The sequence below is a fragment of the Shewanella sp. MBTL60-112-B2 genome (assembly GCF_019655055.1).
GTDB lineage: Bacteria > Pseudomonadota > Gammaproteobacteria > Enterobacterales > Shewanellaceae > Shewanella.
The window spans coordinates 15,949-32,830 of the sequence record NZ_BPFA01000009.1 but is presented as its reverse complement, the minus strand read 5'-3'; the positions used below and the strand labels follow the sequence as shown (position 1 = coordinate 32,830).

At 45.1% G+C, this 16,882-nt stretch carries 18 protein-coding genes; 12 read left to right on the top strand and 6 right to left on the bottom strand.

The genetic code is table 11. From position 1 onward, the window contains the following. Positions 1-445 precede the first annotated feature (445 nt). The 3 genes from glnA to K5Q73_RS07515 all read left to right on the top strand — a co-directional run bounded on the left by glnA (position 446) and on the right by K5Q73_RS07515 (position 2,952). Entirely contained in the window at positions 446-1,855 is a 1,410-nt protein-coding gene (gene glnA, locus K5Q73_RS07525) for a glutamate--ammonia ligase (protein ID WP_220760801.1), read from the top strand. A gap of 305 nt (positions 1,856-2,160) precedes the next feature. Beyond that, positions 2,161-2,592 carry a hypothetical protein gene (locus K5Q73_RS07520; protein WP_259650740.1) on the top strand — a complete coding sequence of 144 codons (432 nt, stop codon included), beginning with the start codon at positions 2,161-2,163 and terminating at the stop codon, positions 2,590-2,592. Between the two features lie 45 nt (positions 2,593-2,637). Then, the gene (locus K5Q73_RS07515) at positions 2,638-2,952 is read left to right on the top strand and encodes a helix-turn-helix domain-containing protein (RefSeq protein ID WP_202722792.1); all 315 of its coding nucleotides are present in this window, start codon (positions 2,638-2,640) and stop codon (positions 2,950-2,952) included. A gap of 41 nt (positions 2,953-2,993) precedes the next feature. Here K5Q73_RS07515 and K5Q73_RS07510 read toward each other — a convergent pair whose 3' ends face one another. Then, the gene (locus K5Q73_RS07510; protein WP_220760799.1) at positions 2,994-4,004 is read right to left on the bottom strand and encodes an oxidoreductase; all 1,011 of its coding nucleotides are present in this window, start codon (positions 4,002-4,004) and stop codon (positions 2,994-2,996) included. A 247-nt stretch (positions 4,005-4,251) separates the two neighbouring features. Here K5Q73_RS07510 and K5Q73_RS07505 point away from each other — a divergent pair, with 247 nt between their 5' ends. After that, on the top strand, positions 4,252-4,557 hold the full coding sequence (locus K5Q73_RS07505; protein WP_220760797.1) for a hypothetical protein: 306 nt from the start codon (positions 4,252-4,254) through the stop codon (positions 4,555-4,557). A gap of 44 nt (positions 4,558-4,601) precedes the next feature. Here the strand turns inward: K5Q73_RS07505 and K5Q73_RS07500 are convergent, their stop codons facing one another. Beyond that, positions 4,602-5,729: an aminotransferase class V-fold PLP-dependent enzyme gene (locus tag K5Q73_RS07500; protein ID WP_220760795.1), complete on the bottom strand. Its 1,128-nt coding sequence runs from the start codon at positions 5,727-5,729 to the stop codon at positions 4,602-4,604. Position 5,730: 1 nt separating this feature from the next. Next, complete coding sequence (locus K5Q73_RS07495; protein ID WP_220760793.1) at positions 5,731-6,906, bottom strand: monodechloroaminopyrrolnitrin synthase PrnB family protein; 1,176 nt, start codon at positions 6,904-6,906, stop codon at positions 5,731-5,733. A gap of 167 nt (positions 6,907-7,073) precedes the next feature. Between K5Q73_RS07495 and K5Q73_RS07490 the strand changes: the two genes are divergently transcribed. The 5 genes from K5Q73_RS07490 (at position 7,074) to K5Q73_RS07470 (ending at position 11,056) form a co-directional block, all read left to right on the top strand. Next, entirely contained in the window at positions 7,074-7,526 is a 453-nt protein-coding gene (locus K5Q73_RS07490) for an Lrp/AsnC family transcriptional regulator (RefSeq protein ID WP_220760791.1), read from the top strand. A gap of 125 nt (positions 7,527-7,651) precedes the next feature. Continuing rightward, entirely contained in the window at positions 7,652-8,278 is a 627-nt protein-coding gene (locus K5Q73_RS07485) for a TetR/AcrR family transcriptional regulator (RefSeq protein ID WP_220760790.1), read from the top strand. A gap of 144 nt (positions 8,279-8,422) precedes the next feature. After that, on the top strand, positions 8,423-9,580 hold the full coding sequence (locus K5Q73_RS07480) for an iron-containing alcohol dehydrogenase (protein WP_220760788.1): 1,158 nt from the start codon (positions 8,423-8,425) through the stop codon (positions 9,578-9,580). 95 nt (positions 9,581-9,675) lie between these two features. Further along, positions 9,676-10,353 carry a type 1 glutamine amidotransferase domain-containing protein gene (locus K5Q73_RS07475; protein WP_220760786.1) on the top strand — a complete coding sequence of 226 codons (678 nt, stop codon included), beginning with the start codon at positions 9,676-9,678 and terminating at the stop codon, positions 10,351-10,353. A gap of 79 nt (positions 10,354-10,432) precedes the next feature. After that, positions 10,433-11,056: a glutathione S-transferase family protein gene (locus tag K5Q73_RS07470; protein WP_220760784.1), complete on the top strand. Its 624-nt coding sequence runs from the start codon at positions 10,433-10,435 to the stop codon at positions 11,054-11,056. A gap of 92 nt (positions 11,057-11,148) precedes the next feature. Here K5Q73_RS07470 and K5Q73_RS07465 read toward each other — a convergent pair whose 3' ends face one another. Beyond that, positions 11,149-11,808 (bottom strand): MliC family protein, encoded by a 660-nt coding sequence (locus K5Q73_RS07465; RefSeq protein ID WP_220760781.1) that lies wholly within the window; start codon positions 11,806-11,808, stop codon positions 11,149-11,151. Positions 11,809-11,889: 81 nt separating this feature from the next. Beyond that, positions 11,890-12,471 carry a type IV pilin protein gene (locus K5Q73_RS21755; RefSeq protein WP_220760779.1) on the bottom strand — a complete coding sequence of 194 codons (582 nt, stop codon included), beginning with the start codon at positions 12,469-12,471 and terminating at the stop codon, positions 11,890-11,892. A gap of 191 nt (positions 12,472-12,662) precedes the next feature. Here K5Q73_RS21755 and K5Q73_RS07455 point away from each other — a divergent pair, with 191 nt between their 5' ends. From K5Q73_RS07455 to glnG, 3 genes are all read left to right on the top strand, one after another. Beyond that, the gene (locus K5Q73_RS07455) at positions 12,663-13,208 is read left to right on the top strand and encodes a DUF4124 domain-containing protein (RefSeq protein WP_220760777.1); all 546 of its coding nucleotides are present in this window, start codon (positions 12,663-12,665) and stop codon (positions 13,206-13,208) included. A 152-nt stretch (positions 13,209-13,360) separates the two neighbouring features. Beyond that, positions 13,361-14,401, top strand: coding sequence for a nitrogen regulation protein NR(II) (gene glnL / locus K5Q73_RS07450; protein ID WP_220760775.1), 1,041 nt, complete (start codon positions 13,361-13,363; stop codon positions 14,399-14,401). Positions 14,402-14,418: 17 nt separating this feature from the next. Next, positions 14,419-15,828, top strand: a complete 1,410-nt coding sequence (glnG, locus tag K5Q73_RS07445; protein WP_220760773.1) for a nitrogen regulation protein NR(I) — start codon at positions 14,419-14,421, stop codon at positions 15,826-15,828. A 71-nt stretch (positions 15,829-15,899) separates the two neighbouring features. Here the strand turns inward: glnG and K5Q73_RS07440 are convergent, their stop codons facing one another. Beyond that, complete coding sequence (locus tag K5Q73_RS07440; RefSeq protein ID WP_220760771.1) at positions 15,900-16,769, bottom strand: cation diffusion facilitator family transporter; 870 nt, start codon at positions 16,767-16,769, stop codon at positions 15,900-15,902. Positions 16,770-16,882: the final 113 nt, after the last annotated feature.

Genomic DNA, 16,882 nt, shown 5'->3' with positions numbered 1-16,882 from the left:
AAATTCAATTTTTCGCTAGCTTTAACCATTAATAGCCAGATTTCATGGTAAATATTGGTCGTAACCCAGCCCAATTCAACACTGTCTTTAATCTCAATAACACTTATCGAAAATCCGATGTTATTTCCTTGACTTGCACCCTATAAAATTGGCCATTCCTTGGTTATTCTGTGTGCCAATAAAAAGTGACTAACTGAAAGCACACTGGATATGACGGATTGCTATTGCACCGATATGACGCGTGCACCATATGGATCCATAGAGCGCACCAAGATGGTGCAACAATAATATCTTCAGCAAAGAATAAAAACAGCTAACCCATATTATTCAGATAGTTACATTATTGGCACGACTCTCGCTTTACAGATACCAGAATCGCATTAAGCGCTAAATATTTAAAGATAAAACAAAGGGACAACCCTTTACCCTACTCGGAGATTTGAGAATGTCTGCAGAATCAGTTTTACAACAACTAAAAGAACTAGAAGTTAAATTTGTTGATTTGCGTTTTACCGACACCATAGGTAAAGAGCAACACGTTTCAATTCCTACTCACCAAGTTGACGCTGACTTCTTCGAAGACGGTAAAATGTTCGACGGTTCTTCAATCCAAGGTTGGAAAGGTATTAACGAATCAGACATGGTATTGATGCCTGATCCAGCAAGTTTCGTACTTGACCCTTTCACTGCAGAAACCACTGCTAACATCCGTTGTGACATTCTAAACCCAGGCACAATGACTGGTTACAACCGTGACCCACGTTCTATCGCAAAGAAAGCTGAAGATTACCTACGCTCAACTGGGATTGCTGACACTGTGCTAGTTGGTCCAGAGCCAGAATTTTTCCTATTTGACGATGTTAAGTTCAGCGCTGACATGTCAGGTTGTTTCTACAAGGTTGACGCTGAAGAAGCGGCTTGGAACTCAGGCACTAGCTACGAAGATGGCAACAAAGGTCACCGTCCAGGCGTTAAAGGGGGTTACTTCCCAGTAGCACCAGTTGACTCTTCACAAGACATCCGTAGTGCAATGTGTTTAGTACTAGAAGAGATGGGCCAAGTTGTTGAAGCGCATCACCACGAAGTGGCGACTGCAGGTCAAAACGAAATCGCAACACGTTTCAACACACTAACGCTTAAGGCTGACGAAGTTCAGGTACTTAAGTATGTTGTTCATAACGTTGCTCACGCTTACAACAAGACTGCGACATTCATGCCTAAGCCAATCGTTGGTGACAACGGTAGCGGTATGCACGTGCATCAGTCTCTAGCTAAAGATGGCGTTAACCTATTTGCTGGTGACAAGTACGGCGGATTGAGCGAAACAGCTCTATTCTACATCGGTGGTGTAATTAAGCATGCTCGTGCAATCAACGCATTTGCTAACCCATCAACTAACTCTTACAAGCGTCTTGTACCACACTTTGAAGCGCCAGTTATGCTTGCTTACTCAGCTGCTAACCGCTCTGCTTCTATCCGTATCCCAGTGGTACCAAGTGCAAAAGGTCGTCGTATCGAAATTCGTTTTGGTGACCCAGTGGCTAACCCATACTTAGCGTTCTCTGCAATGCTAATGGCTGGCCTTGACGGTATCCAAAACAAGATCCACCCAGGTGAAGCAATGGATAAAGATCTATACGATCTTCCAGCTGAAGAAGCTGCAGAAATCCCAACAGTTGCTACTTCACTAGAAAACGCACTTGAGTGCCTAGATGCTGACCGTGAGTTCCTAACTCGTGGCGACGTATTCACTAACGACTTTATCGATTCTTACATCGCCCTTAAGTCTGCAGACGTTGAGCGCATCAACCAAACAACTCACCCAGTAGAATTCGAGCTTTACTACAGCTTGTAATACTCTGAGTTGCACCGCTAATCGCTTAGGTTAGCTAAAGCCCTAAACAGCAATGTTTAGGGCTTTTTTGATTGGCCAATACTGATAGGTATATTATCCAATCAATACTTTTCCAAAGCTCGAATTTGAATACACTAACACCCCACGCTAAAAATAAAACCAGTAATTACAACAAATTAAGATATGACATATTAAGTGTCATATGCCTTTTTTATGCCTGTCATATCCATGACGCAGAGAAAACCATCTATTTATGCTGAACTTGCTCTCGTTAACTTCAACTGTCAACATAGCTAGGAGCAAGTATGGAAAACTCAAGCACTCGACACGAAATGGACAGTCAAATGGATAGCGTGACAATCACTAATGGCTATTGGTATTACTTCAATGATCAAGATGTACGCATCACCGCTCATGGCTCAGGTTATTCAGGCAAGGAAACCATTTACGTCAATGATGAAGTAGTCAGTGATAAACGTAATTTGGTAAAGATGAACAGCTGTCATAAATTTTGCCATTTGGGCAATGACTATGAAGTGAGATTTAAAGTCACCAGCCTAATGAAGGCCACGGTTGAATGTAGCCTGTATCGCAACAATCAACATCTGGCGACCGAAACCAAAGCCTTTCTCAGCAAGGATAATCAATCCGTAAAAAAGCAGATATTTATGTGTTTTCTAGCGGGTCTAGTTTTTGGTGGTTTGTTTGTTTTATTTATGGAATATTTTTCAGGATAAGCACATACATGTCACCACTTTCTAAAGGAGCTAGCGGAGTCAAATATGGAAATTAACCCCATCACGGTCAAAACATTACGGCAAGAAAAAGGCTGGACCCAACAGCACTTAGCCGATGCTTGTGCCATTAGCTTACGTACCGTGCAACGAGTGGAAAAGGAAGGCAGCGCCTCTAACGATACCCTCTTGGGGTTATGCGCTGTGTTTGAAATAGAGCAAAAGAAACTTTTAGTGATCCCAAAACCCACCCACGATCAGATGCAAAAAGTCTCTTTTTACGGCCAATGGTTATTACTGGCTTTAGCAACCTTAATTGGTGGCTGTATTGGCGCTTCTATTATGTATCTTGTGTTGGGCTAATTTTCGTTAGTCAATGCGCGTCTTATCCAAACACCTTGCGGCTATTCAAAAGTATGCACTGCAACGCGACCATCATACCCTGCTGCCACTATAGTGTTGCCCTCTATCGCTAAGGTAAAAAATCCCTGAGACTCACCATTGACCAGCAAGGGTTGCCAGCTATAGCCATGATCATGGGAAATATCCGTCGATAGCTTGCCGGTCGCAATACAGGTTTCTTGGTAACAGGCCATCGCGGTTCGCAAACCGGGTGTTGTGCCCGGCGCTTTATGCCACACATAACCTTTTCTATAGACCATATTGGCATCATGCTTATCGCGCTGCTGATAGTCTCCGCCCAGCACAAATAGATCGCCTAACGCATTAAACGCTAAACCATAACCACCTGCAGTCTGAGTATCATCATAAAGCGCAATTGGACGCCGACGCCAATGGTCACCTGAATCTGCGCTGCTGTAGGCTGAGCTGCTATAGCCGCCAGAGGTAAACCACGCCCTACCACGCTTACCTACAATTAAGGTATTACCACTAGCCGCAAAAGCGACCTCTTTATCGAGCATTTCGGGCATCTCACCTTGCGCGATGCGTTGCCAAGTTTTACCGCCATCAGCGGTGCGTAATATGACGTAGCAACCATCTACCGGATCGCCTAGCAATAAGCCGTTGTTGCGATCCCAAAAAGCGATAGAGTTAAAAAAACCGAGTTCATCTGGATTATCAAAGAGCAGTTGCCAACTTAAGCCCTGGTTCTGGGTGATATACAGTTTTGATAAGCCGCCTTCTCCAGCCCCCATCACTATCGCAGTATTAGCATCAAATACCTCTATATCGCGAAAGTCTGTTAACGCTTGCTCCTTTACTGATCTATCTTGCCAACTTTTACCTGAGTCCTTGGAGATATAGACTCGATTATCAGTTCCAGTTACCCAAGCGACGCCCTGCAAAACTGCGCTACCTCGAAAAGAAACACCGGGGGCCAGGTTTTGAATATTCCATTCCATCGCCGAAGTAGCAAAACTGCACAAGCTAATTAACAGCATGAATAACTTCATCTATTTCCCTTTATTAAGCACACTTCTAATAACCACTATTGACCAATCACTATCGATAGGCAAGTCGAAACCTCCTACGACTTTTACAATACAAAGCACACATAACGGCTTCAAGCTAAATTAGTACAACCTAAACAAAGTAATATTAAACAACAACTTAATAACAAATAGTTCTGGACACTGCCTAATATATAGCCTAAATTAGAACTGTGACCAAGATCACTATTTCATAAAAAAGGAACCTACTATGAGAAAAACAATTACTCATGCAGTACTGTTAGGTGCTGGATTATTATTCTCAACCGCTAGTGTTGCGGCAATGAGTCCAATTGCAGCTTGTAATGACTGTTCAAAGCAAGAAACTGAGCAAACTGCAAAAAACCTTCAAGATAGCAGCGTATATGTAGTAGATTTTGTGAATCTTACAGCGCAGAAATTTGTTACCGATAAGCAGGGTGCAACCCTACTTAGTAAGCTTTCAATTGGTGAGCTTAATCGAATCAACCAGAAGTATGATTACCGAAAAGTTAACTTAAGAGCCGTTCAGCCTTAAGAGATTAGATTTCGCTACAGGCTACCAGCCTGTAGCGCTAATTTTTATATTCTTTTAATCCCAGCAATTAAGTTTTCAATATCAGCCATATCATTATAGATATGCGGTGATACCCGAATACCTTCACTACGCAAATCCACATTCACGTTTGCCTGCTGCAAAGCCTCCAATACCTTTTGCTGTTTAGTACCGAAATCCAAAATCATAGTACCGCTGCGCCTTGACTCTTGCATAGGCGAAACAAACACCTCAGCTAACTGCTCAGTTGCAATGTCGATTAGAGCCTGGTTATGCCCACGCAGTTTATCGGAGCCGATATCGGCAAAGTAACCTATGCTCTGTGCCGCGATGGCATAGGGTGCAATCGACGGTGTACCGCCCCAAAATTTAAGCGCCGTAGGATGATAACGAAAATCATGAATATCAAACTCGAAGGGATTTTCGTGACTAAACCAGCCCACATCTTTTGGCTGACAGCGCTCAATATGCTTAGTGTTCACCCACAAGTAGGCGGCCCCTGGACCACCGCAAAGCCATTTAACGCTCGACCCTATCATAAAGTCTGGCTGTAGATGACCTAAGTCCAGCGGCACTATGCCAGCCGATTGCGCCACATCGATAAGGGTTAGCGCAGCTTTAGACTTTGCAGCCTCAACAATCTCATTAAGTGGTGCCAGCTGACCTGTATTGGAATACACATGACTAATAAACACCAAATCGACATCAGACCTGATATAGGACTGCCAAACAGCTGCGTCGGTAATATCGAGTGTTTTAGGAATAAAGCGCAATTCGCAGCCTTGTGGCAACGCTTTTTTCAGCGCAAAACCCATGCTGGGAAAATCGAGCTCACTCATGAGTACCACTGGATTTTTAGCGCCAAACTTATCGTTAAGCTCATCGAGAGACATAACCAGCTTTGTTAGTGCGCTGGAGAGGTTAACCTGAGGACAGAACTCTTCGATTCGGCCATTAAATAATTTAGCCAGATTGAAACAGAAGAGATCGATAACTTTTAGCCACTGCTGCCACGGCTCCACATTCGAGTCTTGCCATGGAGCAAAAAATTGCTTAGAAAAAACCTGTTCAGCACTCTTGAGTGGTCTGCCAACTGAGTGACTAAGCAGATAACTACCACTTGCTAGGCTAAAGTCTGCCTTGAAATCTTGCATACTATTGCGCCTCCAGACTCGCGGTCAAAGATTGAATATCTTCATAGCGAGTACGAATATCACTGCGGTTAGCTGCGGATCGTCTATCACGCAACTTCTCTAACGAATTAAGCAATACATCCAATGGCGGGCCACTTGCTGTCACCTTGGACATATGCTGTTGCTCCATCGCCTTAGCGGGCTGAGCAATATACTTAGCCACCAGCTCATTATGATGCTGAATAGCGGTCTCCCCATGTAGGGCACACACCTCTAAAAATAGCTTCACATTTTGCTGGTACCAAGGCTCAGCACTGAAGTGGCTCAAGTTAAGTAACTCATCCATAAAGCTAGTGCGGCGCATGCAGTCACGTAATATGGCCTGATCTTCAGGCATCATATAAAGGAACTTATCTACCAGCATTTGCGAGTAACCGGGCTCATTTGCCGCGCATAAGCCCAGCAACATATCGATGACGTTAATACCAGCGAAATCACCAGCATTGGCACCGCGATAGATCTGACTTCCTACCCGATGAGGCTTGTAATAAGGGCGCACGCAATAGAAAAAATCATCGGCATCGAGCCGCTGAAACAGTACGCGATTCGACTCAAACACATCGCTCAATGCCTGCTTAGCAACCAGCAGCAAATCATAAGCAATAGGATGGTCGATACCTAAGGGCTGGATCTTTAATAATGCATCAGCAGCGCGTTTATAGGCCAAGATGCCTTTGGTGTTGTAGTCGACAAATAACTGTTCGGCATCTAAATCGGTAAAGCGTTTATACAAGCCTTGATGCGCACGGTTATGGGTGGTGAGATGAGCAGTAGAAAATCTTGGGGTCACGCCAATAGACGCCCCGATATGCATAGCAAGTGCCGAGGCTTCGGTAAGCGGCGAGACTCTCTCCCGAGACGGCTCGGTGATCTCATGTCTACGGCAAGCCGCCATATACAGGCCTACATTACCAAGCAAATCAAAGGCATGATCAAAACCTTCATCTGTGTTTCCCTCTGCAAGCAAACAGGCAATAAGATCACGCCCTTCAGACTCCAGCTGTACTTTTAACTGCTCGCCAACACCTTCGACATTAGCGCGGTCAACTTGCTGGGCGTAAAGGGATTCTAATTTGCTATTTAGCTCAACAAAGCGAGTACGGATCCAATGATCGAATGCCTGTGTATTCCCCGTCATCTGTAGGTCCTTATTGTTAGTATGCAGATTATTTAATCATTAGCCTAGCAGCATACGTTCGGTGTAAATCATTAAAGTCACTCCGATAACTTTCAATTTGGATCGAAAACCACTATAAAAAGCCTAGTTGATGATAATTTCCACCATAAGAAGAAAAGGTTGTTTCTATGGATAATAAAGATCGCAATATACTCGCCATATTGCAGCGCCATGGCCGAATCGCAATTAGTGAGCTCGCAGCTAGGCTCAATATGTCTGACACTCCCTGCCTGCGCCGAGTGAGAAAGCTTGAGCAGACTGGTGTGATAAGCGGCTATGGAGCGCAAATAGATCCTAAAGAAGTCGGGTTAAACGTGGTGGTTTACGCCTTTGTGCGTTTGAAAGAGAACTCAGATCAATACGCCATACTCTTTGAAGAAAGCATGGAAAACTTAGATCAGGTCATGGAGTGCTCAGTGGTGACGGGTGCCCATGATTACTTATTGAAAATTGTCGCCAGCGACCTACTTAGCTATGAAAGCTTCGTTAAAAAGTCACTTGGCAGCTTAAACTGTATCGCAGGAATAGAGTCTACTGTGGTGTTAAAGCAGAACTTTTCACGTAATATCTTGCCTCTTTAGCATCTAGATTTTACTCCCTAAGGTGAAGTAATAATTGCAGGCTCAGCCCCTAGCCATCTTAAGCCGAGCTATTTTTATTCAAATAACGACTAGACGACCGGTCTATTTGTGTTAGTCTGTGTACTATGAAAACAAGCATTAAAGCTCCTCAACAAACACGACAGCATATTATCGACTCTGGTTATAGCCTGATCTCCAGTAAAGGCTTTTCTAACGTTGGCTTGTCGCAGATCCTCAAATTTGCCGATGTACCAAAAGGGTCTTTTTACCACTATTTCAAATCTAAAGAGCAGTTCGGTGAAGAGATCATCAACAGTTACTTTAAAACCTACCTCAGCAGTATCGACAGTCTATTTTCCGCAGACAATAGTTGCGGTTTAGATAGACTAATGAGCTATTGGTTACGCTGGCAAAGTACCCAGAGTGATGCCTGCATTGACCAGAAATGCTTAGTGGTTAAACTCAGCGCAGAAGTCGCCGACCTATCAGAATCAATGCGACTCGCTCTAGACAAGGGATCGTCGGCAGTTATTGCTCGCCTTGCGGCATGTATTGAAGTGGGAATTGACGATGGTTCTATTCCGGCAATCAATGCCAACTATACCGCAGAAACCTTATACCAGATGTGGCTCGGTGCCAGCTTAAGAAATAAATTAACCCGTGATCCAAAAGTCATCGAACGCGTATTGCTGATGACTGAAGCCCTGCTGAGCCAGCCTGTACCGATACTGAAACAGACGCGACTTAAATAGCCTGCAAGTTTATCTCCCCCACCTATGCTTATGTATGCTTATGTATGCTTATGGTGGGTATTTTTTAACAGTTTACTAGACGACTGGTCTATTAAACTTATGCCTTAGCATTACTCGACCCAATTGGTCGACAAAGGAAAGATTATGTACAGCTTCGATTACTACAACCCTACTCACATTAGCTTTGGTGAGGGCAAAATTGCCGAGCTAGATAACTTAGTCCCACAAGATGCAAAAGTCTTAGTGCTATTTGGCGGCCAAAGCGCTAGAAGCACTGGCACACTCGACGAAGTTAAAGCCGCACTTAAACAGCGTGACGTTGTTGAATTTGGTGGCATCGAGGCGAATCCAACCTACGAAACATTGATGCAAGCGGTCGAAGTGGTAAAACAGCAAAATATCGACTTCTTATTGGCCGTTGGTGGTGGCTCAGTTATCGATGGCACTAAGTTTGTAGCTGCCGCGGCACTATTTGAAGGCGAGCCATGGGACATTCTCTTAAGCTGGGGCGCTAAGGTCACTCAAGCGATGCCATTCGGTACAGTACTGACCTTGCCTGCCACGGGTTCTGAGATGAATAGCGCCAGCGTTGTTACCCGTAAAGCGTTGCAGGCTAAACTCTCATTTATGAGCAATCACGTCTTCCCAAAATTTTCAGTATTAGACCCAAGCAAAACCTTCACATTACCAGAACGCCAAGTCGCTAACGGCGTTGTCGATGCTTTTATTCACATCACTGAGCAATACCTTAACTACCCTGTTAATGCACCAGTTCAAGACAGATTCGCCGAAGGCTTGCTTCAAACCCTAATCGAATTAGGACCAAAAGCATTAAGCGAGCCAAAAGATTTCGACGTGCGCGCTAACCTTATGTGGGTGGCAACCATGGCTCTGAGCGGCGTAATAGGTAAAGGGGTACCACACGACTGGGCCACACACATGATTGGCCATGAAATTACCGCGCTTTACGGTGTTGACCATGCCCGTACTATCGCGATGATTTTACCGGGTATGCTCGATGTTCGCCGAGAAGCTAAGCAAGAGAAGTTACTGCAATATGCCGATCGCGTTTGGGGAATAAATCAAGGCAGCAATGATGAAATCATTGATGCAGCGATCAGCAAGACTCGAGAGTTTTTTGAAGCTATGGGCATTAATACTCGCCTTTCAGACTACGATTTAGACAGTAGCAGTATCGATGAGATCATTAGCAAGCTTGAAGCCCACGGGATGACGGCTTTAGGTGAAAAACAAGATGTTGATCTGGCTATGAGCCGCAAGATTTTAGAACGCAACTTATAACTCTTAATCATTAAACAGAGACCTCAGCTAACTGGCAGGCATCACGTAATAAGGATGCCGCTATTGGCAAACCAACAGATAAAAAGGACGACAAAATGAAGATATTGATGGTACTGACCTCACATGACAAACTTGGCGACACAGGCTTAAAAACAGGCTTCTGGCTCGAAGAATTTGCCAGTCCTTTTTATCGCTTTAAAGACAGTGGCTGTACTGTCACCTTAGCTTCACCTGCTGGCGGACAACCACCAATAGACCCTAGTAGCGAGCAGCCGGACTTTCAAACGGCAGCGACCGATAGATTCAATCAAGATGAACAGGCCAAGCAGCAACTGGCAACCACTAAAGTGTTAGCTGAGATAAACCAAGCTGATTACGACGCGGTTTTCTATCCCGGTGGCCATGGGCCATTATGGGATCTCACTAACGATGATCACTCTATCGCATTAATAGAAAGCTTTTACCAAGCTAACAAGCCTGTTGGTCTTGTGTGTCATGCACCGGGGGTACTTAAGCATGTCAAAGCGGCAGACGGCAAGCCTTTAGTCGCTGGCAAGCAAGTTACCGGCTTTACCAATAGTGAAGAAGCAGCGGTACAGCTAACCGATATCGTGCCATTTTTAGTTGAAGATATGCTGCAACAAAATGGCGGGCTATACCGTAAAGGTGATGATTGGGGCAGTTTCCTTGCCGTTGATGGCAACCTTATCACAGGCCAAAATCCTGCATCGTCAGAAGTCGTGGCAGACGAAATCATCAAACAGCTCAAGTAGCTAGGCTATCAGACATAGTTTCTGACGCGCTCAACATGAGCTCGTCAGTTTTATTCAGCTAAATGTTAAAGGACCGCCAATGATCACTCTGCATCACCTCAATAAATCACGCTCAAAACGCATTATCTGGCTACTTGAAGAGTTAGAATTAGACTATCAAATTAAAGCCTATCAGCGTGATAGCCAAACCTTTTTAGCGCCAGCAGAACTTAAAGCTATCCACCCGCTAGGTAAGTCACCAGTGATTGAATATGAACAACAAATCATTGCAGAATCGGGTGCCATTACTGAATACCTCATCGATACCCACGCCGCGGGCATTTTAGCCCCAACCAAAGTCACTCCAGAGTATGTAGAATATCTGCAATGGATCCACTTTGCCGAAAGTTCGGCGATATTACCTTTACTACTAAGAATGTTTGTCGCTAAAGATGGCTGCCTAACCAACTTCTTAGAAGATTACGCCGCAGCAGAAACTGAAAAAGTCCTTAGTTATGTCAATCAGTCTCTTGAGGGGAAGCGCTATCTAGTCGCTGACAAACTTACTGGCGCCGATATTATGATGTCATTTATTGTTGAGCTACTCGTTGCCAGCGGAGAAGTAGATAAGTACCCGCATATTGCGAATTACGCTAAGCAATTGAGCCTGCACCCAAACAGCTTTAAAGCTGGCGAAATAGAGCAAGAGCACGACAAAGGTTAGTCAATCGAATATCGCGCTTTTTGCAGAATTAGATTGCTATTAATATAAAAAAAGCAGCCTGTTGGCTGCTTTTTTACCTATCAATATTGGCATCACTTGCTCAACTGGCACCGATAGCTGTCATCAAAGAACTGCACACTCGCCTCGCCTTGATGCTCCCAAAACTCAAAGTTACGCCCCTGATATTTAGCACCGCTGCCACTGCGAACATTAGTTGCCAGCAATTGCTGCACGCCCGCTTTCTCACTCGAAAAGGTAAATACCGCGGTAACAGGATTAACTTGAGTATAAAAAACAGCGGTTATTTGAGGATGCTTGCCGCAGTCAAAGACCACTGCAGGAGGTACTTCTAATAAGCCTCCTTTAATTTTCAACTCAATAAGACGACTTTGGTAATTAGCTAGGGTACATTGACGTACATCCTGCGACTTCCAACAATCATTACGCCCCTTAATCCAACCTCTTTGGGTCGCCTTAGGCTGCTCTGAAGCCGGTATATTGACTATGGCTTGTTGATAAACCTGAGCCATCTCTCTATCTAGCTGGGCTAACTCGGCGTCATGACAAATCAGTGTTTCAACCTGCCCTTGCGCCTTTGCGCAATCAAAACTCGGCGTTATAGCAGTATGAGTCTCAGATTTAGCGGTCTCAGCTTTAGTTGCCGCAACTTTAGCAGGTTCAGATTTTTGAACCGCCCCCGTGCTACAAGCTGTTAGTACAGCTAGGCTGCTTGCAAAAAGGTATTTCAGCATTAACTTCCCTCTCTTTTAACTCTTTATTTAATCAGTTTTTACTAGCTTTTATCACTATTTATAGCTTCTATGGTTAACGACTTAACCGCAGCCTGTGAGGTCTAACTCGACGCTAGGAAGCACTCCCATCTCGGTCACATTGCTATCATTTGGGGTAAAGTAGTATAGATAGCAGCGGTCAGTGTTAAGATTATTGCCGCGTGGGAAAATAACAAAGCCACGACCAACGATCGCAGCGGTATAACCCCGTTGAACAAACCAGCCTAGACCACGGTTACGTGCACACCAAGCAGTGTCAGAGTTAGACTCAGTACATTGATTTGATGTCACATAAGTCACAGAGTCAAAATCGACTAAGTGATTAAAAGTATTGTTCCAACGACCATCGGGATAGTGAGCTCTCACCCGAATATTCTGGCCATCTTCCAAGGTAAAGCGGCTCTGAGCATTATTGAGATTTTCTGGTCTGAGTGCAATTTGCGCCGCCACAAGATCCCGGGCCGACTTTAAACTGCCCTGCATACCTTTTAATACTGAGATGTCGGCATCGGTTCTAAAATCAATAAATTTAGGCAACGCAATCACCGCCAAAATCCCCAGCACAATAATCACTACCACGAGTTCGATTAGAGTAAAGCCCTCTCTCCCCTTAAATGATCTCATGCTTCCCCTTTTAATGACTTTTTAAACTCTAATATTTCGAAAAATTTGGTTAAATTAAACCTAAGACTAAAGATAGCAAATTTTGACCTCGCGTACTTTAGTCTTATTTCATCAATAATAAAGTCGATGCTTTTCTAGAAAAAAACAGCTACTCTTCAATAGATTACAACCCCGTAACAAAGGACGTCACGATGCGTGCAGGCTTAGTTTTACTACTGTTATTGGCCACAACTCTGGCCCATGCAACTGTTTATAAATGGGTCGATGAAAATGGCAAAGTACATTTCTCTGACAAGCCGGTAAAAAATGCCGAGGTAGTCGAGTTAAATGAAAACACCCAGAACAATATCAAATTACCCGATCCTGTCGTCCTACCTGATTTAAACACTGCAGATGATACCGATAAAGCGAGTTACAAACTCAATATCGCCTCACCCAGTGAAGAAGAAACTATTCGCAATAACGAAGGCGAGATAACCCTTATCGCCAAGAGTCATCCACAGCTATCACCGGCCCACGAATTCGTGCTATTTATGGACGGCCAGCAGTTAGGAAGTGCCCAGAAAAGCGGCCTATTTAAGCTCAGCGACATCGATCGCGGCGAGCATAGCTTTGTCGTTAAGGTATTAAGCAAAAACGGCAAACAACTTGCAACAACTCCTCCAAGAAAGGTATTTCTTCATCGGACACATTTGAATCAACCTAAGTATAAAAGGCCACAACCTAGAACTAACTAGTAAAAACCTTTGAATAGAAAAACTTAGGCTTATATTGATTTAGTCTACATTCCGATGAAGTCTGGTTGCAGGCTGCACCACTTTGGTGCACCATAGCGGTGCAATCAACTGAAATGCCCAAACTGGTGCATGTGCATAATTCGGAGTAGCTGATGGATACAAGTTTATTGCTCAATCATTTAGTAACGGCTGTGCTCGTTATCAATGAAGAGCTTGAGTTACTCTACGTCAATACAGCTACCGAGCAACTGCTCGGCGTCGGCAGCAACCGACTCAAAGAGCTGGCCTTACCCGAGCACTACCAGTTACTCGGCGTCGACCCTCAAGTCTTAAAACTCGCAATTTGCGACGGCCAAGGCTTGAGTATCAATACCGTGCCGCTAGTGACCATAGATGGTCAGCAACATACCGTCGATGTCACCCTGACACCTCTTGAGCAAGAAAATAATCTCGCCCTGATTGAACTGCGCCAAGTCGATCAACAGCGACGTATTCACCAGCAGTTAACTCAAGATGCTCAACAGCAAGCAGCACAATACTTAGTGCGCAATCTGGCCCACGAGATTAAAAACCCATTAGGTGGATTACGCGGAGCTGCCCAGTTGCTCGCACGTGAGTTAAAAGAGCCTGAGCTCAACGAGTTTACCGATCTTATTATTGAGCAAGCCGATAGACTGCGTAACCTAGTCGACCGCTTACTCGGCCCCCAGAAGCCGACCCAGCATAGCTTGTATAATATTCACGAAGTGATCCAAAAGGTGGTCAAGTTAATGAATGTGACCCTGCCGAGCAATATTGAGTTGACCCAAGATTACGACCCGTCGATCCCAGATATTGAGATGGATCCGGATCAGCTACAGCAGACCATTCTTAATATCGTACAAAATGCAGTACAAGCCTTAGAGCCAAGCGGTGGCCATATTCGCCTTAAAACCCGCACTCAGCATCAGGTCACCATAGGAACCAAGCGCCATAAATTGGTACTGATGCTCTCGGTTATTGACGATGGCCCAGGTATTCAACCTGAGCTTATGGACACCCTGTTTTACCCTATGGTCACAGGTCGAGAACAAGGTTCTGGATTAGGCTTATCCATCGCCCATAACTTTGCCCGTTTACACGGTGGTCGCATCGATTGTGACTCGACCCTTGGTCACACTGAATTTACCATTATTTTACCCATCAATAGCTAACAAGAGGCATACACTCGATGACAGAACAAGTTTGGATCCTCGACGACGATAGCTCGATACGTTGGGTACTAGAAAAAGCACTGCAGAGCGCCAAATTTAGCTGCGCCAGTTTTGCCGCAGCCGAGTCGCTATGGCAAGCCTTAGAGATGGCACAACCTCAGGTGATAGTGTCTGATATTCGTATGCCTGGCACCGATGGGTTGACGCTGCTAGAGCGCTTGCAAAATCATTACCCGCATATTCCGGTAATCATCATGACCGCCCACTCCGATCTCGATAGCGCTGTCAGTGCCTATCAAGCGGGCGCCTTTGAATATTTGCCTAAGCCTTTCGATATCGATGAAGCGATCTCTTTGGTCGACCGAGCACTGACTCACGCTAAAGAGCAGTCATCGACTATCACCATTGAAGAGCCGATAGTCGCCACGCCAGAAATCATCGGCGAGGCTCCCGCTATGCAGGAAGTCTTTAGGGCCATTGGACGTCTTTCTCGCTCTTCTATTAGCGTGTTAATTAACGGCCAATCTGGTACGGGTAAAGAGTTAGTTGCCAGCGCGCTGCACAAACACAGCCCACGCAAAGGCAAACCCTTTATCGCCATCAATATGGCTGCGATCCCTAAGGACTTGATTGAATCTGAACTCTTCGGTCATGAAAAGGGGGCTTTTACTGGAGCCGGTAGCGTGCGCCAAGGCCGCTTCGAGCAGTCCAATGGCGGCACACTCTTTCTAGATGAAATTGGTGATATGCCTTTAGATGTTCAGACCCGATTATTACGAGTATTGGCCGATGGCCAGTTCTATCGCGTAGGCGGTCACTCTCCTGTTCAGGTTGATGTGCGCATCATAGCCGCAACCCACCAAGATCTTGAACTGCTAGTCCAGCAAGGAGATTTTCGTGAAGACTTATTCCATCGCTTAAACGTCATTCGTGTGCATCTGCCGCCGCTATCTCAGCGTCGAGAAGACATTCCACAACTGGCACGTCACTTCTTGGTGATAGCCGCCAAAGAAATTGGCGTTGAGCCTAAAGTATTGACCAAGGAAACCGCCACTAAACTGTCGCAGCTACCTTGGCCAGGTAACGTTCGTCAGCTTGAAAACACCTGTCGCTGGTTAACGGTAATGGCCTCAGGCCAAGAGATTTTGCCACTCGACCTGCCACCGGAGCTACTGCAAGAGCCTAAACTGAGTCATGCTAAAAGCAGTGACTGCGATGACTGGCAAGGCGCATTAAAGCAGTTTATCGATCAACGCCTCAGTGATGGTGATAGCGACCTGCTGACCGAAGTGCAACCCGCCTTCGAGCGTATCTTGCTAGAAACCGCTCTTAAACACACTAATGGCCATAAGCAAGAAGCGGCTAAACGACTAGGTTGGGGGCGCAATACCTTGACCCGCAAACTAAAAGAACTCGAAATAGATTAGCAGTTTCAGCAATAACGGCTAAAACAAAAAGGATATCCAGTGGATATCCTTTTTAATTTTTCAGCTCACCACTACACAGGATCTTGGTGAATAATCACCTCGGAGTCGACAAACTCCCCCCGTACCCTCTCAGAGGTCTCAACGGCAATCTTATGAGCTTGATGTAAGCTCAAGTTGCCGTCTAGTTCTAGATGAAACTGAATAAACATGGTCTTACCCGACTCACGAGTACGCAAATCGTGGATCCCTCTCACCTGAGGATCTCGCTTAGCAATTTCAGCTATTTTCTCTCGGGTCTCATCATCAAGCTCTCTATCGAGTAGCGACTGCACCGAGCGGTAGGCTAGACCAATGGCTTGCTGACCAATAAATAGCGCGATAAGCACAGCAAATAGACCATCGGCCCACCACCAGCCATATTGAGACAAAATTAGCGCCAGTAATACCGCGGCATTCAAAAATAGATCTGACTTGTAATGCAGCGAGTCGGCCTCAACCACAGTACTCGATGTCGCCGCTAAGGCTCTTTTTTGTAGCATCACTAGCGCAAAGGTCAGCACTATCGCGATAATCGAGACAACCACACCCAAAGTGGCGTGTTTCACCTCGACCGGATTTATCAGGCGCTCACCACCGTGGAAAAATAGCAAAAATGCCGAGCCGAGAATAAATGCCGATTGCGCCAAGGAGGCTAAAGGCTCGGCTTTACCGTGACCATATCTATGCTCCTGATCGGCAGGCACTATGGCATAACGAATAGCAATAAAGTTGACGATTGAAGCTAATGCATCGGCAAAAGAGTCGGTCAAAGAGGCCAACATACTGGCAGAGCCAGAATACATCCATGCCGCAAGTTTGATGATAATAAGGGTTAAGGCTGTCGCAACCGCTGCACGGCTGGCCAGCTTAACCCAGAAATCGTATTGGGAAGTGTCATTCATAAAATCTGTTTACTGATAAAGTAAGGGAAACACAGACCTTAAGTTTATAACAACTTGAGGGAAAATCGGGTGATTTCCCTCAAGTTAATATCAATCACCGCAATAGACAAAAA